General features: G+C 49.2%; 15 protein-coding genes. 10 read left to right on the plus strand and 5 right to left on the minus strand.

Features of this window, described 5'->3' with window-relative positions:
• The 5 genes from Q7J88_RS01015 to Q7J88_RS01035 all read left to right on the plus strand — a co-directional run.
• Positions 1-936 (plus strand): aldehyde ferredoxin oxidoreductase C-terminal domain-containing protein (locus Q7J88_RS01015; RefSeq protein ID WP_303720291.1); only part of this gene is annotated, 936 nt, incomplete at its 5' end.
• Complete coding sequence (locus Q7J88_RS01020; RefSeq protein ID WP_303720292.1) at positions 933-2,105, plus strand: class II aldolase/adducin family protein; 1,173 nt, start codon at positions 933-935, stop codon at positions 2,103-2,105. The genes Q7J88_RS01015 and Q7J88_RS01020, both read left to right, overlap by 4 nt.
• 14 nt (positions 2,106-2,119) lie before the next feature.
• The gene (locus Q7J88_RS01025; RefSeq protein ID WP_303720293.1) at positions 2,120-3,247 is read left to right on the plus strand and encodes a lipopolysaccharide assembly protein LapB; all 1,128 of its coding nucleotides are present in this window, start codon (positions 2,120-2,122) and stop codon (positions 3,245-3,247) included.
• Positions 3,248-3,348: 101 nt separating this feature from the next.
• Positions 3,349-3,849: an acyl carrier protein phosphodiesterase gene (locus Q7J88_RS01030; protein ID WP_303720294.1), complete on the plus strand. Its 501-nt coding sequence runs from the start codon at positions 3,349-3,351 to the stop codon at positions 3,847-3,849.
• Positions 3,850-3,880: 31 nt separating this feature from the next.
• Positions 3,881-4,567: a CAAX prenyl protease-related protein gene (locus Q7J88_RS01035; RefSeq protein ID WP_303720295.1), complete on the plus strand. Its 687-nt coding sequence runs from the start codon at positions 3,881-3,883 to the stop codon at positions 4,565-4,567.
• A 182-nt stretch (positions 4,568-4,749) separates the two neighbouring features.
• Here the strand turns inward: Q7J88_RS01035 and Q7J88_RS01040 are convergent, their stop codons facing one another.
• Together Q7J88_RS01040 and Q7J88_RS01045 are read right to left on the minus strand one after the other, a co-directional pair.
• Entirely contained in the window at positions 4,750-5,124 is a 375-nt protein-coding gene (locus Q7J88_RS01040; protein ID WP_303720296.1) for a hypothetical protein, read from the minus strand.
• A 224-nt stretch (positions 5,125-5,348) separates the two neighbouring features.
• Complete coding sequence (locus Q7J88_RS01045) at positions 5,349-6,686, minus strand: radical SAM protein (RefSeq protein ID WP_303720297.1); 1,338 nt, start codon at positions 6,684-6,686, stop codon at positions 5,349-5,351.
• 112 nt (positions 6,687-6,798) lie between these two features.
• Here Q7J88_RS01045 and Q7J88_RS01050 point away from each other — a divergent pair, with 112 nt between their 5' ends.
• A complete protein-coding gene (locus Q7J88_RS01050) occupies positions 6,799-8,484 on the plus strand; it encodes a B12-binding domain-containing radical SAM protein (RefSeq protein ID WP_303720298.1) in 1,686 nt (561 codons plus the stop codon).
• A gap of 52 nt (positions 8,485-8,536) precedes the next feature.
• Here the strand turns inward: Q7J88_RS01050 and Q7J88_RS01055 are convergent, their stop codons facing one another.
• Positions 8,537-9,715 carry an OmpA family protein gene (locus tag Q7J88_RS01055; protein ID WP_303720299.1) on the minus strand — a complete coding sequence of 393 codons (1,179 nt, stop codon included), beginning with the start codon at positions 9,713-9,715 and terminating at the stop codon, positions 8,537-8,539.
• Between the two features lie 122 nt (positions 9,716-9,837).
• Positions 9,838-11,523, minus strand: coding sequence for a DUF6178 family protein (locus Q7J88_RS01060; protein ID WP_303720300.1), 1,686 nt, complete (start codon positions 11,521-11,523; stop codon positions 9,838-9,840).
• Positions 11,524-11,727: 204 nt separating this feature from the next.
• Between Q7J88_RS01060 and Q7J88_RS01065 the strand changes: the two genes are divergently transcribed.
• Together Q7J88_RS01065 and Q7J88_RS01070 are read left to right on the plus strand one after the other, a co-directional pair.
• Positions 11,728-14,067, plus strand: a complete 2,340-nt coding sequence (locus tag Q7J88_RS01065; protein ID WP_303720301.1) for an ATP-binding protein — start codon at positions 11,728-11,730, stop codon at positions 14,065-14,067.
• Entirely contained in the window at positions 14,064-16,199 is a 2,136-nt protein-coding gene (locus Q7J88_RS01070) for a hypothetical protein (RefSeq protein ID WP_303720302.1), read from the plus strand. The genes Q7J88_RS01065 and Q7J88_RS01070 overlap by 4 nt, the downstream gene beginning before the upstream one ends.
• Here the strand turns inward: Q7J88_RS01070 and Q7J88_RS01075 are convergent.
• The gene (locus tag Q7J88_RS01075; RefSeq protein WP_303720303.1) at positions 16,187-18,643 is read right to left on the minus strand and encodes a TonB-dependent siderophore receptor; all 2,457 of its coding nucleotides are present in this window, start codon (positions 18,641-18,643) and stop codon (positions 16,187-16,189) included. The two genes, Q7J88_RS01070 and Q7J88_RS01075, sit on opposite strands and share 13 nt — an antisense overlap.
• Before the next feature lie 131 nt (positions 18,644-18,774).
• Between Q7J88_RS01075 and Q7J88_RS01080 the strand changes: the two genes are divergently transcribed.
• Both Q7J88_RS01080 and Q7J88_RS01085 read left to right on the plus strand, forming a co-directional pair.
• A complete protein-coding gene (locus Q7J88_RS01080; RefSeq protein WP_303720304.1) occupies positions 18,775-19,611 on the plus strand; it encodes an energy transducer TonB in 837 nt (278 codons plus the stop codon).
• 143 nt (positions 19,612-19,754) lie between these two features.
• Positions 19,755-21,044: a response regulator gene (locus Q7J88_RS01085; RefSeq protein ID WP_303720305.1), complete on the plus strand. Its 1,290-nt coding sequence runs from the start codon at positions 19,755-19,757 to the stop codon at positions 21,042-21,044.
• The last annotated feature ends 5 nt before the right edge of the window (positions 21,045-21,049 follow it).

The following is a 21,049-nucleotide window of genomic DNA, read 5'->3' on the forward strand; positions in this document are numbered from 1 at the left end:
GGGCCCGCGATTCGCAAAGAGTATCAGCCGAAAAACCATGGCTGCTATGGCTGTCCCATTCAATGCAAAAAGAGCACGCAGGACGGCACCCCGCTGCCTGAATATGAAACGGTCAATCATTTCGGAGCGCTCAATAATATCAAAGACCTGCGTTCCATCGTCAATTCCAATAATCTCTGCAACCAGCTCGGGATGGATACCATCTCGGCGGCGGCGACTCTGTCGGCATGGGGAGAAGCGCGTGGTGAATTTCCGAGGGCGGAAGATATCGGTGAGTTGCTGCGAAAGATTGCCCATCGTCAGGGAGATGGAGACTTGTTGGCGGAAGGGGCTCAGCGAGTCGCGCTACGGCAGGGACGGCCGGAACTGAGCATGAGCGTAAAAGGGTTGGAGTTGCCAGCGTATGATCCACGCGGCGCTTATGGGATGGCGCTAGCTTATTGCACCAGTAACCGTGGCGGCTGTCACCTACGCGCTTATCCGATCTCCCACGAAATTCTTCGTAAACCGGTGGCGACCGATCGCTTCGATTTTGCAGGCAAGGCGAGGATGATCAAAATAGCCGAGGATTGCAATGCCACGATCGATTCGCTGGTAGCCTGCAAATTCTCATTTTTTGGTGCTAGCCTCGAGGAATATGCTGAACTTCTGTCGGCGACCACCGGTGTCGAATACACGCCGCAATCATTGAAGGAGATTGGGGAACGGATCTATCTCACAGAGCGTTTTTATAATCTTGCAAACGGGTTCACTGCTGACGATGATTTGCTTCCGGAGCGGTTTTTTACCGAAGCGGGCAGTAGTGGCGAGGGGATTGAGGTTGCGCCGATTGATAAAGTACGATTTGTCGAAGAAATGCAGAAGTATTATCGCATTCGCGGGCTGGATGAACAGGGACGCTTGCCGCAGGCCGATTTCCTGGGGTGTCAGCCATGATTCGGCAGATCGAGAAATATGCCGGCAAACTGGCCACTGATGGTAGCGCTGATCCTGAACGTACCGTGCTGCTGGCCAGGGATGATCGGTTGCTCAACTGGGGGAGTGAAATCTTGCTGCCGCTGGGGCAAGCGGTTATCGAGCGTCTGAACATAATCTCTCTTGTGGTTGCTGCTCCGCCGTTGCCACTGGTCGATTTGCTGCTACGGCGGATTCCGGCGAATGATCGGCGGATCGTCCCGCAGGATACGGAAACCAGGACCTTTCTGCACGATATCCCGGTCATCAGGCGTGAGCAGTTCAGCGTCGAAGATCCGCAGTATCTGGTTTCGCAACTCGGGCAACGCAAGGGGGTGTTGGTCGAAGGGGTTGGGATTATGGCGACCGGCAGTGTTACGGTCGAGCAGGCCTATATTAATTATTCTTCGGTTTATCATGCCCTGTTTGTAAAGTTTCTGCTGATGTTGTTAATTGATCCGCAAGCGCCGACCGAAGAGGAAATAGAGGCGTTGGATCCGCTCTGGCAACAATTGAAAACGGATATCCCCCGGGGCAGTGGAGACTTACTTGAGGGGCCGCTGGATGAAAAAGAGCGGATCCTGCAGGCGATGGATCAGGTCGGTAAGCGAACCGTCGAGCTGAAGTTGGTTGATTCGTTTTTTGGCAACATCTCCTCTTGCCTGGATGGCCAGCTGTTTATCTCCCAGACCGGTGCCAGCCTGGATGACCTGCCCGGCTGTATTGACCGGGTGCCGAATGATAATTCGAGTACCGCCGGGATCACTGCATCGAGTGAGCTGATCGCCCATCGGGCTATATTTGAGCATAGTGGCGCGCGGGCCATTCTGCATGGCCACCCGAAGTTTTCAGTGATTCTAAGCTTGATTTGTCAAGAAACAGACTGCAAGATAAAAGATTGTTGGAAAGATTGTGATAAAATTAGGTACTTAGATCAAGTGCCGATTGTCGCCGGAGAGGTCGGCGCCGGTGGGATCGCGCGCAAGGTTCCCCCGGTTATCGATGGTGGTATTGCAGTAGTTTACGGTCATGGCGTTTTTGCTACCGGTCGGCTCGATTTCCGTCAGCCGCTGGAAGCGATGATCGATCTGGAAAACTGGTGCCGCCACGAATATGCAAGAAATTTATTTGAACGTTGCCGAAATGTTTAAAGCCAGGAGATGCTGTGGATAAAACAGAAAGTAACAACGCAGCTAGCGGGGGAAAGCGACAGCTTTCTGTTATTGATCTTTCGAAAAAAGGCCGACAAAAGTTCCGTGCTCGCCGTTATCAGGAAGCGAAGCAGTTGTTCGAGGAAGGTTTGCAGCAGGAACCGGATAATCCCTATTTGTTGTCCGGGATGGGGGATGCCTGTCGGGAAACCGGCGATTACAACGAAGCAGAGCGCTGTTATCGGCACTTGCTAGGAATCGACAAAAATAATCTATTTGCGCTTCGCGGTTTGGGCGATGTCTGCAAGAAAATGGGACGTCATCAGGAGGGGATACGGCATTGGAAACAGTATCTGAGTCTGCGGCCACGCGATAAGCATGTGATGACGCGGATTGCCGATAGTAGTAAAGCGCTGTTGCAATTTGAAGAGGCGGAAAGGGTTTATCAGCAGATCATCGATTTTGACCCGCGTGACCGTTTCGCTTTGACCGGGATGGCCGATCTACAGCACCGACTCGGAAATGAAGAAAAAGCGATCGCCTATTACGAGAAGGTTTTGCAGTTTGATCCTGATGAGCTGCATATTCTCACTATCATCGGCAAGCTCTGTTGGCGGATTAACGATTTTGATAAGGCTGAAGAGTATTTCCGTCATGCCCTGTCGATCGATCCGCACAACCCTTACGCGCTGTATGGCCTCGGCAACTGCTTCCGCTGGCACCAACAATATGATAAGGCAATTGAAATCTGGGAGGAAATCCTCAAGCAAAATGAAGGGACCCAAGCTCTTTTCACGCGGATGGGCGATGCCAATGTTCACCTCGGAAATATCAAACAGGCCGAAGCCAGTTATTTAACTGCGATGGAACTTGGAGATGACCCTTTTGCGGTTGCCGGGTTGGTCCGTTTGTACTGCGATCGGAAAGACTGGGTACAGGCAGAAAAGTTCTTCTGGATATTGGTCGACGATGAAGAAACCGCAGCCCATCAAATTGAAGAACTGGCCAAGCGCTTTGTTCGTTCTGGGTTGCGGGATACGATGCTCGAGTTTTTCCGCCGCTTGCTTGATTCAGGGCGAGGTGAGTCGATCGTTGTCAGTGAACTGGATGGACGACTCTGCAGGCTGGATTGCGACGAGTGAGCTTATTGTTAAACGGTTCTTGACCGGTGAATTACCTCGCTCATCTCTACTTTTCTGCACCAACTCCTCTGGCTTGGGCCGGATCTTTGATGGGAGATTTCGTGAAAGGCCCAGTGTCAGGCTCTTTGCCCGAAGAACTTGCCCGTCACCTGCGGTTGCATCGTCGAATAGATACCTATACTACTGTAAGCCAGTCATTTCAGAGTAGTCGCCAGCGACTCGATCCACGCTTCCGCTATGCCCGTGGCATTCTCGTTGATGTTTTCTATGATCACTTCCTCGCTTGTCACTGGGATCGATATTCCAGCCGTCCACTTGCTGAGTTCGCGCAAGATGTGTATCGGGGATTGCAAAGCTGTTACCCGTTGTTGCCTGAGAGCTTGCAACAACAACTCCCCCGGATGATTGAGTACGATTGGTTGACTTCTTATCGTGACCAAGACGTTGTCCTGCGTGTTTTGCAGCGCCTGGAAGATCGCTTGCGAAATAAATTTCCATTAGCGGAAGGATACTCGGAAATGATAATTCATCGCTCCGGGTTGGAAGCCGATTTTGCCGATTTCATGAAGGAACTGAGTGCAGCGATAATCTATTGGGATTGATCGGTTTTTGTATTTTTGCCTGGGAGGGATTATGGGTAAGGCAGCTTGGTTGCGGATTGTTCCTTTTGCAGTGTTTATGGGGTTTATCGGCCTGCAGCAAGGCTTGCAGTGGCTTGTCGATCAGGGGATGCTTGCTCTTAGCGAACAGCTGATGCTCTATCTTTATCCGCTGAAAGCGATTCTGGTGGCGATTTTGCTGCTGAGCTTCATACGACATTATGATGAGCTACGCTGGGGAGATTTAAAAAATCCCTCGCAAACGTTTGGCAGCGTGCTACTTGGAATAATCGTTTTTCTTCTTTGGATCAATATGGATTGGGATTTTGCCACGCTGGGTGAAAGTCAGGGGTTTAACCCGAGCCTGATTGAAAACGATCCCATACGTAATGGGCTGATTTTTTCCCGAATTTTTGGCGCTGCCTTGGTGGTGCCGATTATGGAAGAGCTTTTCTGGCGCTCTTTTTTGCTGCGCTACATCATAAATCAGAATTTTATGGCGGTTCGGGTTGGAACCTACAGTCTGGCATCTTTCCTTATCGGTTCGGTGCTGTTCGGCCTAGAGCACAACCTGGTGTTGGCTGGCGTTATGGCAGGGGTTGCATATAGTTTGGTGCTTTATTGGACCAGAAGCATCAGCCAATGCGTTCTGGCGCATGCAGTAACCAATTTTATCCTTGCCCTTTATGTTCTTCAGACCGCCAATTGGCAGTTTTGGTAATTGGCGGCTGAAGAACTGTTTTTCTAATCCACCACTTCAGTTCCGGGTTGTTTGCAGCACTGAGCTCGGCGGAAGCTTTCCATGGTTTGCAGAATAATCCCGGAGATGGCGATCAGTTTAAAGTTTTCCTGCAACATTTCCTCGTTCCAGAAAAAGAAGTAGAAAGCCAGGTAGAATCCGAGTTATTTGAGGGCGAATTTACGCGAGCCGTCTTGCCCGCTTCTGAGCAGAATATAGAAAAATTCGGAAATGATATAGACGGCCAGGGAAATGTTGAGATAGAGCTCAGGCGGTGCTTTGTCAAGCCAGATGCGGAGCTGTGCCGATGGTTCTGGATAGTTGGTTGCCAAGGTGATGACCGCGAGGCTTAGCACCAGGAACGCAACCAGGCCGCACAGATGGCATGCGCACGGTGGAGAGAAGCTTTCCCTCCTGCTTAAAGCCTCTGAAGCGGTTTGCCAGATTTGGTTGTCGATTGCTTTTTCTTTGATGTAATTCCTTTTTTTTGCTGATTTGTTCGCACGATAACCTTCAGATTCTCCTTTTCTGGGCAGCATGGTCTCTCCCTGTTGCTGGATCTGTGATCTTTCGGTGCGCTGAATTTTTATTTGTCCGGTTACTTTGGCATAAATGGTGCCACGGATTTAGTTTTTATAATTGATTTGTTTGTGCGCGATTGTTTCGCAGAATTCACGAAAGTCAGGGTGAACGGAAAATCCGAATGATTTTTTTTTGTTAATAGAAAGGAACCGTTACTGCTCCCTCCGCTCAAAAATTCTTTTTATCCGAGTTGACCAGGCAGTGGCCAGTCGGTTTCAAAACCATCTGGATAAAAATTCTCTTTGGTTCGGTTGAAATAACCGAACTGAATCCGTGGAAACGCCGACTTGACTCGGTCGAGCATTTTCTTCATGCCGATACCGCTTCCTTCCGCTCCCATAGCGTTCCAATACAGCAGTGGGTCGATACTCAAATTACGCATCTGAATCATGTCGATACCGGCTGAATCGATCAACTCCAGCAACTTTGTGATCTCATCCTCTCTGTCGCTGATACCGGGAAAGACCAGATAGTTGAGCATGGTGAACAGACCGTTGCGTTTGGCGCGATAAATCGAATCGATAACTTCGTCGAAACGGTAACCCTGCGGACGATAGTAGGCGTTATAGAAGCGCTCCTGAACTGAATTCAAGGAGATTCTGATTGAATCGATCCCAGCCTCGGCCAACCGGTCGATGGCAGAAGGGATCGATGCATTGCTGTTGAAGTTTATCGTACCTCGCCCGGTTTGTGCACGCATCTCTTTGACGGCGTTACAGATCGTGTCGGTTTGCAAAATCGGATCGCCTTCGCACCCCTGACCGAAGGAGACGATAGCATTTTCCGCTTTACACAGGTGAGGAACAGCGACCTCGCAGAGTTCCTGAACGGTTGGCACGAAAGTTAGCCGTTCTTGGCTGGAAGGGCAGCAATCGGGGGCTTCCTGCTTGGAGATACAGCCGACACAGCGAGCGTTGCAGGTCGGAGAGGTCGGCAGCGGCGCTTCCCAGCGGTTGAAAAACAAGTTCTTGGCGGCAAAGCAGTGATAGTCGAGAGCACAGCGGGAGAGTTGCTCGATCAGGCGATTCTGCGGATATTCAGTGACACGCTTGCGGACTAGCGGTTCCAGCTTGCGATCATCAAAATGTTCCGGTTGCCACTGCTGGTTGCGGTCAACCCGAGCGGCAGCGACATAAAAGCGTTCTTCTTCGACACACCAACCAACGGCGGTATAAGACCAGAGGGTTAGATCAATCTCTTTTTTGCCGTAGACTGCGGCGGGCAGCAGAGTGCGTGTGAATGCTGGTGTCATAAAGGCGGAAACCGCTTGCACTTTGCCACCGCCCCAACTTTTGGGCAGGGTTTCGAGCGTCTTGAGTTTACCGGTGCGCTTGTCGAAGCCGATCGGCGGCGTGTCGGGTATGGTAAACAGGCGACTCCCTTCCGGCAGCGGAATCAGTTCGTCCATTTCCGGTCTGTGCGGAGTCAGTCCACTCATTCCAGCCAGCAACAGGTCGGGGTGTTCAAAGACTTCACCCGCTTCGTCGGCGATAACCGCCAGTATGGTTTTTTTACTCATCTCACAAGATCCTTTTGAACTCTGGCGGCGGAGCATACCACAAGTTGAAGAACGGGATAAAGTGGCTCGATGAACTTGAACCGCAAATGCCCTTTGCGCTATCCTCCGGCGCATGAACATATTGCTAACAACGCTGCATAGCAAATATATCCACGCTAGCCTGGCCCTACCGTATCTCGCAGCTTTCTGCGGTCCAGAGTGTGGTGACATCCGGATCTGCGAATACACTGTTCATGAGCCGAAAGAAACGGTGCTGTCCCGCATCGTTGAGCAACAGGCTGATGTGGTCGCTTTTTCGGTCTACCTGTGGAACCGAGTCGCAACGCTTGAGTTGGTTGCCTGCTTGAAGCAGGTTGCTCCGCAATTGAAAATTGTGCTTGGCGGGCCAGAGGTTTCTTTCGAGGATGCAGATTTTTTTCAGTACTATCCGGTCGATGCCTTGGTCTGTGGTGAGGGGGAATTGCCTTTGCGTCATTTGTTGCGGGCCTGGGAGACAGGACAGGTACCTGTTCCCATCCCCGGATTACATTTACCTGTTGAGCCGGCCCCCAGCGGAAGGAGTTTGCTGGATAATCTGGATGAGCTGCCGTCACCTTTCGCTGCGGGTTTGGTTGACCTGTCGCGTGGGTTGGTTTACTACGAGTCGAGCCGCGGCTGCCCCTATACGTGCAGTTTCTGCATGAGTGCTTTGGATGAGCGGGTTCGCTCCTTTTCCATGGAACGAATTCTCAGTGACTTGCAGCAGTTGATCGATGCCGAGGTCAAGCAGATCAAATTTGTCGATCGCACTTTCAACTATGATAACCCGCGTAGCCGGGAAATCTTCAAATTTATTCTGCAACGGAATCGCTGCAGCCACTTCCATTTTGAAATTGGCGCTCACCTGCTCGACGAAAAGACGTTGCGGCTTCTGGAAACGGTGCCGCCCGGTATGTTTCAGTTTGAAATTGGTGTCCAGTCGTCTCTGCCAGAAACTTTGCAGCAAGTCGGGCGCCGGGCATCGCTGGAAAAGCTGGCCGAGAATGTAAGCCGACTGCGCAAGGCCGATAACATCCACCTACATCTCGATTTGATTGCCGGCTTGCCCGGTGAAAGCTACCAACAGTTCCTCTCCTCGCTTGAGTGGGTTGCTCAATTGCACCCTCACCATTTACAGGTCGAGCCGGTTAAATTGTTGCCCGGAACGCCGTTGCGACAGCAGGCGGGAGCACGTGGTATCCGTTTTGATCCGAATCCGCCTTACGCGATTCTTGGTTCATCCGAAATCGGTTATGCCGAGCTAGAAAAACTGCGCGGGATCAGTCGCTTGCTCGATCTGCTGGTGAACAGCCATCGGTTTGATTTTTTGCTGCCGCTATTGGTGGAGCGACTCGGCGGGCAGGCAAAGGTGCTGGCAGATATTGAAAGCTATTGGCGTGAGAAGGGGCTATTCCAGGGGTCGCAACCGTTGCGGGAAATTTATCTACAGGTCTATGCCTATTTGCGGCAGCGGTTTGCAGAAACCGAGCTCAACCTTCTGCGAGAGGCTTTGGCGCGTGATTATGCTCACCATGAACGGGTGGTTGGTGGTTCCGAACCGGAGTTTTTTACTAGCCGGATTACCGAAGCTGAGAGTGCGCAGGTGAGGCAAAGGGTGAAGCAGGAAATCGCTCGATTGGAGCGTACAGGGAAAATACAGTTTTTTGCTGCAGCCTTTGAGCATCTCCTGGAGTTTTCCGGGCGTACCATTTTGATTTTTCTCTATTTGACCAAGCCGGGGAGCGGGCAACGGGTCAGAGAGATTATGCTCGAAAAATAACAAAAGGCCGAGTTATCCCCGGCCTTTTGTTATTGTCTTTCAATGTAGTCTTCTATTCGGTCGCGCCGCAGAGGACCTCCACGCGGCGATTTTCGAAACGTCCCTCTTTGGTGGCGTTGTCGGCAACCGGTTCCGATTCGCCGAAGCCGCGAGCGGTCAGACGTTTGGCGGGGATGTTGAATTTTTCGACTAACCGGTTTTTGACCGCTTTGGCGCGGCGCTCGGAAAGTCTCCAATTGTACTCATCCGGTCCAAGGTTGTCGGTGTGACCGTCGATATAAACCAAGTTGCCAGGATAGCTCTCTATACACTGGGCCGCTTTGGCAATCTCACCATCATATTCCGGTCCGATCTGGTCGCTGTTGAGACCGAAGTTGATCTTCAGGGTCAGCCGGGTCGGACAGCCATCCGCATCGACGGAAACTCCCGCCGGTGTTTCTGGACACTTGTCGAGATAATCATAGACACCGTCACCGTCCGAATCGAGCGGGCAGCCGACATTGTCGACCGGAACACCTGCCTGGGTGTTGGGGCAGATATCCATCGAATCGATGACACCATCTCCGTCGCTGTCTTTTGGCGGCACTGGGGCCGGGGCTGGGGCCGGGGCTGGAGTTGGCGCTGGTTCTGGAACTGGTTCGGGTTCTGGTGTTGCAACTTGTTCCTCCACCATAACCGGCACCGGGGCTGGGGCTGGGGCACCGAATTGAACCAGCAGGCCACCCGAATAGATTAGGTTGTTTTCCGATTCCGGTTCCCAATCTGTGAGATCGAGCAGATAGCGCACGTCGCCGCGTAGCGCAATTACGTCGTTGATAAAGTATTTAATGCCACCACCAATGTTGCCGAACAGGTGACGGGTGCTTGAGCCGACCTCAGGATTGCTGTTGATTTCCCCCCCCCCGATTGCCAGATAGGGAACCAAGGCATTGTCTGGTTGAAAGTGATACAGCGCATCAAGCCGTAAGGTACGAACTTTGCTGTCGGTATCGCCGGCATTTTCGCCTTCAGCTTTCGTCAGGCCGTACACCGCTTCCAAGGTTGCTCGATCGGTCAGATTGTAGCCGAGTCCGAGAGAAAAGTAGGTTGAATTATCGAAATTCTGATCATTATCAAAAATATGCTCGCCGAACATTGTCGACACACTAAAGGCGCCGGGCAGGTTTCCCGCCCAAATAGGAGTAGATAGAAGTAATACAAACAGAATAGCTAGTGCAAGGCGGTTGATCATCAGCTCCTCCTGTAAAGAGAATGAACGTGAATTGGATAGCAATATTTCAATGTAGCGGAAAGGTTTTTTAAAGATAAACACTCAATTCTGAAAGTGCAACCTTCCCAGTCAAAATTTATAGTTCAGCTGCTAAGCAACAGGCATAGCTGATCTTCTGCATCGAGATTGTCGAGATCGAGAATCTGTAAATCCTCTTGCCAGCAGGCAAGACAGAAGTCGATGAAGATCTGGCAACTGATATCCAATTTCTCGGGAACAGACTGCACCTGGCGGCGGAACTCAGCGGAGACCTCTTCGTTTTCCATCGTCTGGGCTTTGAGCAGTAGAAGGTCTTCTGCCGTCAATGGTTCGGGGCTGAAGGCGCGGCCAAGAATCCGGTTGGCGATTGCTGTCAGGAAAAGCATGGAAAGGCTGGGAAGCTCCGTCTCCGTTTCTGGATTGGGCAAGGCAAAAGGGAGTTTGTCGAACAATCGTTGCAGGTCGCCGATTTGCAGTAGGCGTAACTTAGTCCGTTCGAGGGCATTACTAGTGCAGATCGATTGTAGCGAACTCGGTTCATTTGCGGTAGCTTCGCAGTAAAGGACTGGCGGGTTTTCCAGCAGGGCATCGAGAAACAGCTGCTCAGGGTAGTCGAGGTATGGCCCGATCGGGCCAACCAAGAGCTCACGCGCTTTGTTCTGTAACTGTTGCAGCAGGCTGTGGCCCAGCTGAAACAATTGCAGCAGGTAAGTCGAATCGACGAGCCGTTCCGCTTCGTCGATATCGGTTCCGACTTGATGCTCCATGGCAAGATTAAGAGTGTCGTAGATCTCCTGCAGCGATTTCCCAACTTCGCTGGCGGAGGAAATGTCTGTGTTGTCAGCGCTCATCTTCCGGTTGGCCAGCATGCAGAGCTCGGTGGCCAGCTCATGATTAAGGCCGTTGGTCAACACCTCTGCGAGCAGGCTTTTAGGACTGGCCTGAACCAGCAATGCCCCTGGATTTTGCAGCTCGTCCGCCTCAAGCCGGTAATCACTTTTTCCGCCTGGGATAAAATCCTCCGGGGAAATAAAACTGTAGATGTTTTTCGCTTCCGCAGGGGGGGCAAAGCCAAGGTCGGCCAGCCGGCTGTTGCGCCCCTGGAATACCTCTTCTTCAAGAGACGCCATGATTTCGCTGCGAATCATTTCCATGATCAACAGGTAGGATTGCTGCGCCTGTTCCATGATGATTTTTAGGAACGCGCCGATGATTTTGGCCGCATCGTCAGTGGCGAAATCAATATCGTAAAGAGATTCGAGCCGTCTGGCGTTCTCCGCATCGTCATCGTCATAGACTTCCAGTCCGCGCGTGATGACCAGATGTTTTTTCAAAAAGATGGCCAGAATTTCCGGTTCAATTTCCCGGACCAGCTGACAGACTTTGTCCGGTCCGGTTTCCAGTAACAACTGAATCCAGTGGAGCGAAAGCACCGGGCTAACAGTATCACCATCCCAGCAGTCGAGGTCGAGCAGGGTGGTGATCTGTTCGCTGCTCGCCAGCATCAACAGCTCGGCGGAGTATTCGCTGCCCAGCTCATTGATCGTCATGTAGAGTTCTTGGGGGTGCAACTGAGGAGTGAGTTGTTCGGCATCTGATGCGTTTAGCAACAGGTCGTATTTTTTTTTGCCGTATGCCTGACGGATCATCTCTAGCCGTTCGCCGCTGGTGAGGGCGTTATATTCCTTGGTTGAGATTTGGCGTCCCTGACGCAACAGGGTCAAGTGTTCGACTTGACGTTCTGCCGGCAGATTGATCCGAGTCATCGGCTGTTCCTTTCCGTCTTTCATATTTCCTCTTTCAAAAAGGGACCTACTCTAAAGCAGTCATCACTTTTTTTCAATATATTCGGTAGCTGTTTGTTCGGGAAATCAAGCTTTTACTTCAAATAACGATGGAATATTGATAAGTTGTTGGTAATTTTTTGGGGGGGACTGCGAGTTTTGAAGTTGAGTTTCCGGAATTTATCGATCCGAAAAAAACTGACCGCATTGATGATGTTAATCTGCGTGTTGATCCTGACCATTGTCAGCGGCATTTATGCTGTCGGTGAATTGTACTCTACGCGGAGTTTTTTAGAGCGTGAATTGACAGCGCTTGGGGGGGCTTTGGGCGACAGCTGTAAAAAGTTGCTCATGATTCAACATATTTCCACCACTGAAGATATTTTAGCCTCGTTGCGCGGGCACTCGAGTATTCGCGCTGCTTTCCTGTTCAATCAGGATGGTGAACCTGTTACCCAATATCTTGATAGCTCCGCCATGCCTTTTATTTTGGCTGCAATCGCGCACGATTTTCCCGACTCGGCAAATAAGTTCTGGCTGAATCTAAAACAACGGGAAGTAATTACCAGTCTGCAGCATTTCAGTGTTTTTCTGCCGATAACCTATAACGATCAGCAAATTGGCAGCTTGTATTTGTTGAGCGATCTGAAAACGTTTTACGTTCACCTCAATCGGGTCGCTTTTGCTGTTCTGGTTTTGTTAGGCATGTTGTTGCTTTTTTCGTGGTGGCTAGCGGGACGATTGCAGCGCCCGGTCTCCAAGCCGTTGTTAAGCCTTGTCGATACGATGGCCCTGATTTCCAGGGAAAGAAACTTCACCGTTCGGGCCAAAAAAGAAAGCCAGGATGAAATCGGACAGTTGGTCGATGGATTTAATAACATGCTGGAACAGATCGATAACCATCGCCAGGAACTGGTCGAACATCAACATTCTCTCGAAGCTACTGTCGAGGAACGGACAGAAGAATTGCGAAAGTTGGTGTCGGTGCTTGAATACGCAAAACAACAGGCTGAAGCTGCCAGTGAAGCTAAATCGCAATTTCTTGCCAATATCACCCATGAATTGCGTACTCCACTGATCGGGGTACTGGGGATGAATGAGCTGATGTTTCGTACCTCGCTCGATGAACAGCAGCAGATGCTGGCGAAGACCGTGCAAAGTTCAGGTGAAAATCTGCTTGAGTTGATCAACAACGTGCTCGACTATTCGAAGATCGAGGCCGGTAAGATGCAGCTTGAAAAGGCCGAGTTCTCCCTCTATCAGGTTGTTGATGATGTTTTAAACCTGCTGGCTGGTACCGCCGCTGAAAAAGGCTTATCCCTCTACTCCCGGATTCCGTTGCAGGCAACCTGCAAGGTTCTAGGGGACAAGGTCCGTATCCGGCAGATTTTGATGAACCTGATCGGTAACGCGATCAAGTTTACCGAGCAGGGGGCGGTGACGGTCAATGTGGCCTGCATGACAAAACCTACTTCGGTTACAGAATTTGCCATTGAAATCATCGATACCGGGATCGGCATGGATGTGAAAGCTCAGGAGCAGATCTTTACCGTTTTTTATCAGGCAGATGCCTCCCATACTCGTAAATATGGCGGAACCGGTCTTGGCCTAACGATTGTCCAGCAATTGGTGAAGCTGCTTGACGGTTCTGTCGAGTTGGAGAGTCAGATCGGAAAAGGAAGCTGTTTCCGGATCGGATTCTCTTTGCCACTTCTAAAAGAAGGAGGGCTGGCGTTGCCGGAGTCGTTGCGACAACAGCCGGTTTTGGTTTATGTCGGTGATGATAGCAGCCAGGAGATTCTGGTGAGCCGATTAACCGAACTGGGAACGATTGTGACGAGTGCGGACTCGGTAGCGGATGCCTGGTACAGGCTCGGCTCCGCGGAACGGTCCGGTAAGCCGTTTGCCATGATGCTGCTTTCGCCAACTGCAGAATTGCCCGATGGACAGCCCTTATATCAGGCAATCAGAGAAGAGGACAGGTTGAACACTTTACGGCGGGTCTTGGTGTCGAACCGATCACAGCAAATTGAGTTGCGGAGGCAGGAACACAAACTTTATCTACCTTTCGGCTGGGATCAGCTGGTCGAAACGCTCAGTTTAAGCTGGCACGAATTACATTTGGTAGAGAAAAGTCCAGTTGCGCAAACAGCTTCCAGCGATTCTGAGGAACCGGCAGCAAAACTTTTGCTGGCTGACGGAAGTATCGCCTCGCGTGAGTTGATCAAGATTTCGCTCCGGGAGTTGCCTGTTGAGATCGAGGTGGTGACGAACTTGTCGTTGCTGAATGAGGTTTCACCTGAGGATTACTGCGCAATGTTGATTGATGTATCCTCCTTCCCGATTGAGCAGTTGGTAGACGTTGGTCAGCAACGATTGCAGAATGTTCCTCTGTTTGTGCTTGTTGGTCCTGAAGATGATTTGTCTGAGCTTTCCGAATTGGCAACCGGCATTTTGCACAAACCGTTTAAGTCTGACCTGTTTGTGCCATTGTTGCAGCCTCTACTGGATGCTGAAGTGGAGATTGCCGAGGATGGGGTCGAACGATGAAAAAGACTCTTCCTGTTCTGCTCACGTTCTTGCTGGTTGTTTATTTGACGGCTCTGGGGTGGACTGGCTACGGATTCTGGACAGATTTTTCTCACAGCCAGGAATTCTCGCTTGATCCGCAACAACCGCTTTCCGTTTCTTTACAGAAAACTGCATCGATAGATTTGTCCGGTCATGGCTTCACCGATGAAACCAGGGTTTTCATGCATTTTGATGTCAATAACCAGGACGCGATCGTTGGGTCGACACCACTAATGAGTATTGGGCACGATGTTCATTTGATTGGCGACACCCTGCTGGTAGGAACCAATGGAAATGGTTTGCGACAAGTCGATGTCAGCAATCCTTTGAAACCGAAAATGTTAGAGACCCAGTTACAGACCAATTCCAGCATCCTCGATATCAATCGACATGGAAACAATCTTTATGCGAGCAGTGGCAAGCATGGGCTGCAGATTTTCAAGGTACTTGAAAAAGGGAAAATCTCTCCTTTGCAGCGATTGGATACCTGGTCGATGGCAGTTGCCAGTAAGGTGGTAGACCATTATCTGTATGTAGCTGCAAATATGGATGGATTACTGGTTTATGACCTGAATGAATTAGAGAGGAAAAAACCGATAGCGATTGTCGATCCAGGGGCCCAGGTTAGGGGGGTGGACAGCTACGACAAATACCTGTATGTGGTTGCCGGAAGATTGGGGACGTTTATCTATGAGCTGGACAACAAGGGCCTGCCGTTATTGGTAGGGCGATTAGCAGATGGACGAAGTGCAAGGTCTGTCAAAATTATCGATAACCATCTTTATCTACTGGAGCAGGGAGGGGTAAAGCAGTATTCATTGGCCAACCCAGCTTCACCTGAATTGGTCGTTGAACGTTTTTATCTAGATTCGCCGACCGAGTTATATTCATTTGATAATGAGATTTTTGTCCTTGATAGCACCCGCGGGTTAGGTCGAATCGACTGGAGTGGTAACCAATTGGGGGAGGTCGCTGAATTTGTAAATCTTGGCGCAAGGCCGATGGCGTTAACCAAAGTAGGTTCTTACCTCTATGCGATTACTGCCGATAAGGAAGTGAAGATCATTGACCCAAAGAAAATCTTGCCTCGTCAAACTATCGCTCGAATACCGTCACCTAAGCGCATATCAGATTTCCTCGTTGTTGAGGATCATTTGTTTTTGACTTGTCGGGAGGGCCTTTACTCTCTCAATCTAGCCGATCCGGGAGGTCAGCTTAGACAGCTGAGTAAAGGAAACTTCATTCGTGTTACGCAAAAGGAAGATCGTCTTTGGGTATCAGGCAGTCGAAAAGGAGTAGAGCTGTACGACATCACTCAGCCAAGTCGTCCACGAAAAGTAGCTGCGTGGCCTGAAATTAAGGCTTTCGGTTTGGAGGCTGTCGGTGAATATCTGATTGCAGGTCATAGTGTGGCCGGTGTGTCGCTTCATCGGCGGCTGAATTCAGTTGATATGAAAATGCTGGATCAGGTTTCAGTAAGCAATGTTCTACATATTCATGAAGGGGCAGGGATAGTCGCCGTAGCAACAGCTGAAGAGGGGCTGAAGTTCTATCGGATTGATGATGGCCAGTTGTCATTCCTAAGTCAGCTGAAGCTGCCATTCCCGCTTGCCGATTTTTCGGAGGCTTCAGAGTTTCAGATCGTGGGGAAAACGATTTTTGTCGCTAACGGTAAGGCTGGATTGCTGATTGTTGATATCGAAAACCCAGAGAAGCCTCAACTAGTCAGTTCGTTAAAGCTCCCCGGCTTTGCCTTGGGCCTGCTGGTTGAGAATGACAGGGTTTACGTCGCGGGTCGTTATCGTGGGCTGCATACGGTCGATGTTAGCAAGTTGGACGAGCCGAAACTGGTTGATACGATTGCTATGCCGGCAATTTCAAATCGTATTGTAAGTTATAACGGCATGCTGTATGTGAACAACGGCCCGCTGGGAATTGAAGTTATCCCTAAGCCGATTGAGCTTAAGGTAGAGTTAGCTGCCAAGAATAAATTGAAGGTAGACATTCCGCGTCTGAATATCCCCGGACGGTATAGCTTGTATGTCGGCGATAATGGGCATGCTTCTGCTTTAAACAGTGTACTGGATTTCGTTGAGGGTCAGAATTTGTAAGTAAGCCCGGCCCAGTATTGGCGGCCGAGACGATATTCATCTACCTTTTCGCCAAGTGCCACCCTGCGGTTGAAAACATTCAGGATTTCAAGTTCGAAAACCAGTCGATTACTTTTATAGCTCGGTGTCTCCCAAGTGAATAACCAATCAAAAATAAGGGAGCTTTGGTTGCTTACCTTTTCGAAAACCTCTAATTCAGCACCTGTGTTGGGATCAATGAAAGTGTCACCAGTTGTGTCAACGGATCTGTAGCGGCTTCGGTAGACTGTTTTATTGGTAAATGAGAGGCCGTAGGGAAGCTTGGTCCGGTAAATTAATTTGCCGGTATATGGACGGCTATAGTTGCTTGCAAGTAATTTGTCTCTTCTTACCGCTCTTCCGTCATACCATACGAACTCATCGAGTTCGTCAAGTTCGAACAAATCGTCAAAATGCTCGCTATTGGTTTTTGTCTCCTGCCAAGTGACATCAAAAAATAAATAGTGTTTTTGGGTCCATTTTTCCCAGGAGATGCTGGCTTCTTCGTGGTAGCGTCGTCCTTCGTTTCTGAACTCCTGATAAGTGTAGGTTCCGTCAGGATCGTCTATATTGATGGTAACGATTTGATCCTTATAGTCCCGGTGGATGTACAGTAATTCTAGTCTCCCACCGAAGAGTTTTTGGCGAATTCCCGCTGTGAACTCATCGGAGTAAGGGGTATGAAGGTCTCTTGCTCTGGCTAGATTTATTGATGATCGAGGTTTAAGTTGCCATTCTGGCGGCTGCCCATCAACTAGAACTGCGGGGAATCGCCACCATATCTCGTAAGGTTTTTTTTGTTCTCGCAAATTGTCCGCTAAAAGATCGTCATTGTAGTATCTGTTGTAACCACCGAAAAATTGGGTTTTGTCATTGCCAAACAGGTCGTATGTTGTTGCAAATCGTGGAGCGTAGTCGGTGTTTTTCTGGTAGTCGCTGTAGGAAATTCGTAACCCCGGTTTTAACGTTAAGCGGGAGATTTCCATTTTGTCTTCAATGTAGGCGGAATAGTTACTAACAGAAGCATCTGCTTGGTCTTCCGGATAAACGGTTTTATACCAAAAAAATTGATCTCCATCGATACAGTCTTCCTCATTCCCGGTGCAGTCGACCGAGGCATTAACTAATGCAGCAGAGTAGTTTGTCGATGTGTCTATGCGATCATAGGTCGCTTTGACATGTTTGACTTCGGCCCCTGCCATAGCAAAATGCTCGACTCCTGCTACGTGAACAGGAGGAAATTCCTGGTGAAGATTTACGGTAATGCTTTCTTGGCTTTTTTCGATATCTCCATAACCGCCTTCAGGGCTTCTCGTTCTGTTAATCGCGGCTCCGGCATCTTTAATGTCTGTCGTGGTCCAGTTGAAATGAGATGTTGGGGCATCGCGATTGTTGCCACTCTTTTGCCAGGAAAGATTGGCTTCAGTTTTTCCAATATCGCTTTCATGTTCCAACTTCCCAGCGATTTTGTAGCCGCCATTGTCCAGCTTGAATTGACTGTCGCTGGTGTGCTTCAGGAAAAGATCTTCTTGGTATTTGTTGTAAAGACCCCCAAGCGTGATTTTCGTTTCTAGAGCGGGTTCGAAAACATATTTCAGAAAAATGACATCATTTCTCCTGTACTGAGTTTCTTTTTCTGTGAAGAGGGTAAGCGGTATCGCCGATTCAAGGCGGGAGACAAAAAGAAACAAACCTGAGTTATCGTTGATGGGAAGGTTAAAAAGGCCGTAACTCTTATCTATGGAAAAATTCGGTTGATAACTTTCATCGGTTGAAGTGTAGAAATCTTCTTCGTAATGTGGATCAATATAAAAATGTGTCCACTCATCACGCGTTGTTTTGTAGCTTAATTCTCCGCCGATTTTAGTCTCTGGATCTTTCGTCTCAACAATTTCAACACCACCGGTGAACCCCCCGTAACGTGCCGGAATGTTGCTGCGATAAATCGTAACGGATTCAATCAGGTGAGCAGGTAAAAAGAATTCTTGTGAATGCCCCGGAATGTCATGAATATAGCTTTTGTTGGTAACATTCGGGTCAAAGTAGCTGTTAAAACCGACTCCGTCGAGGATGTACTTATTGTCTCCGGGACGACCGCCTGAAATGGAAATTTCCGGTGGTTTGATTTCGCCTGCTTGAAACGAATTATGATACTTTTCCGAAAATTGCACTCCTGGAACCGTTTCCAGCAAGTCGTTTAGGTTGCCATTGCCAGCCGGAAGAGATTCTATTATGTCTTGATCTCTGATAACCGTAACGGAAAGGTTCTCCATTGATTCTCCAGTTACGGTCACCGTTGGCATGACGTATACGGATTTCGTTTCTGGTGATGAGTTTTCTTCGGCAAGCGCAAAGCTTGAAAAGGCAAGGCCACAAAGGGTGGCAAACGTTATTGCGGCTCGAAGGTTTTTTAGTATGTGGAGCATGATGATTTCAAAATGTTTAAAAATAAAACTTTTGGGTCTTTATGCGATTTTGCGGTAACTTACCAATGGTTTGTTGTTAAAACAAGTAAATACCTGTTTATGATTTACAAGTACCTTTATTGGATTATCTCTTGATTGTTTTTTTCCGCTTGGCAGTGATGATCTGCATGTCTCTACTGTTGCACTTGATGGTCTTTCAGATTGGAATCCCACCGCAGGCTGAGATGATGCAACGCGGCCGCAATGATGGTGTCGGACTCGTGATGCGACCGGTAGGACAGTTTTTTTGTCCAGCGATCCCGCAGGAATATGGGGCAACGGGGTTGTCGCTTGGCTCGGGAATGGTTACTGGGAGAACTAAGACTTGGAACAAAAAACCTCATCAAGCGGCATTGATTGAGACAGGAAAGCGGAAAAGTAAACCGAAGGCTGAACTGTTAAAAGCGAGTCCACAGGCTTTTAAGGCAAACCCAAAACAGGTGGTGACTGAGTCAATCATCGAGGAAGATGTCTTAAAGACCATTCCGTCTTTGGTGTCTTTGATCGAACAGATTGAGGAGGTGCTGCCGGTAAAAACCTCCGCTGACGAAGTGCCCGGTGTGAGCTCTGGTGAGGAACTGGTCAGTCAAAAACCGCACCGTTCAGCTTCAACCATTATCACTGAGGGGGGTGGGAGCAGTGAGGCAATTTTCCAACAGGCCCTACCTCGTTATGAGTTGAATCCACTCCCAGAATATCCGGAGGCGGCAAAGCGCCGAGGACAGCAGGGTACAGTTTTTTTGGAGGTACTTGTATTAGTTGATGGTCGGGTTGGGGAGAGTCGTCTGATAGAATCCTCGGGCTACAAAAGCCTCGATCGCGCGGCCCAAAAAGCGGTCCGGCATTGGCAGTTCAAACCGGCTATTTCCTTGGCAGGGCCTGTTGTGAGCCAGGTGATCGTCCCGGTCGATTTTATTTTGAATCGGTGAACTACATTCCTCTTGCCTTTCTTTAAAGTTTTCTTATTTTCTTAAATTAAAAACTATGAATATTTAATCTTAGGTGGTAAACTTCTAGCGTTTATCGCTTTTTTGCGTTTTAACAGCTTACATTCAGCTTGGAGATTGTGTAAATGGCTACTGATGGAATCAAGGTTCTGCTGGTTGATGACTCACCAACTGTTCGCCGTTTGGGAGAGTTGATCCTTTCTCAGCACGGGTACAACGTCTACACGGCTGAAGACGGTGAACAAGGCCTGGAAATGATCCAGAAAATAAGACCTTCGGTCATCCTAGTTGATTTTATCATGCCGAACATGAACGGCCATACTTTCTGTCGAAAGGTGCGTGAAGACGATAGTTTTAAAGATATCCCACTGATTCTCATTTCATCTAAAGGAGAATCGGTAGGCGAAGCGTTTGAGAAGGAATTTGGGGTTTTATATTATTTCTCCAAGCCGTTCGAACCGGATGATTTGATCAATAAAATGGAAGAGGTTCTAAAGGATGTTGTTGTTGAAGAACCCGAAGAGGAATCGGCTAAAGATACTGGAGGACCTATGACATCTCCAGCCGTTCTTCATGAAATGATTGACAAGTTGCTGCGTCAGTACTTTCAGAAGGATTTCCCTCTGCTGATGCGCAATGTCATGTCGGATATGTTGACTGAAGCAGGCCTGATCAAAAAGGGTGGCGTGATTTTATCCGGTTCGCTGGAAAAAATTCCCCTACCTGATGTGATCAACTTCGCTTCTAATTCGCGTCTTTCCGGTCGATTGACTATTTTTTCCAGGGATGTTTTTGGTGAAATTTTCATTGAAGATGGCATGTTTGTTTTTGCCTCTTGCAGTAAGAAAGGGGGGAAACAGCCATTTTTAACTGACATCATGAAGAAGCAGAAGCTGCTTACTGTTGATGATGACACGATTCGTGATGTGGTTACGGAGGCTCGCGAGAGATGTTTGCCGATCGGTCGAATGCTAGTTGAAAAAAGGTTGGTCAATGAAGGTCAGTTGATGGAAGCTCTCCGCCTGCATGCAATGGATGCCTTCGGGAACATTCTGAGTGCAAAGACCGGGAGTTTTTTTCTCGAGCAAGACGAACTGCCGACCAACTTGCGCGACATGCAGGTGCGCATTTCGTTGATGAACGTATTAATGGAAGGCCTTAGCCAGCTTGATGAAAGGCAGCTTGCAGCGACAGAATTCAAAGATGAAAGCATGGTCCTGGTTCGTTTGATTACCAACGAAGATGCAATGGATACCGTGCAGCTCAAAGCCCGTGAACTTGATATTTTTGCTTTGATTGATGGACATAAACCCTTATCGGAAATTATCCATTTGAGCCAACTCGATCCTCTGGAAACCAAGCGCATCTGTTATGCCTTGCGTAAGGTTGGCCTGTTACGGTTAAAAGCGGCCTAGGAGGG

This window comes from Malonomonas rubra (assembly GCF_003247215.1).
In the GTDB taxonomy this organism is placed as follows: domain Bacteria; phylum Desulfobacterota; class Desulfuromonadia; order Desulfuromonadales; family Geopsychrobacteraceae; genus Malonomonas; species Malonomonas rubra_A.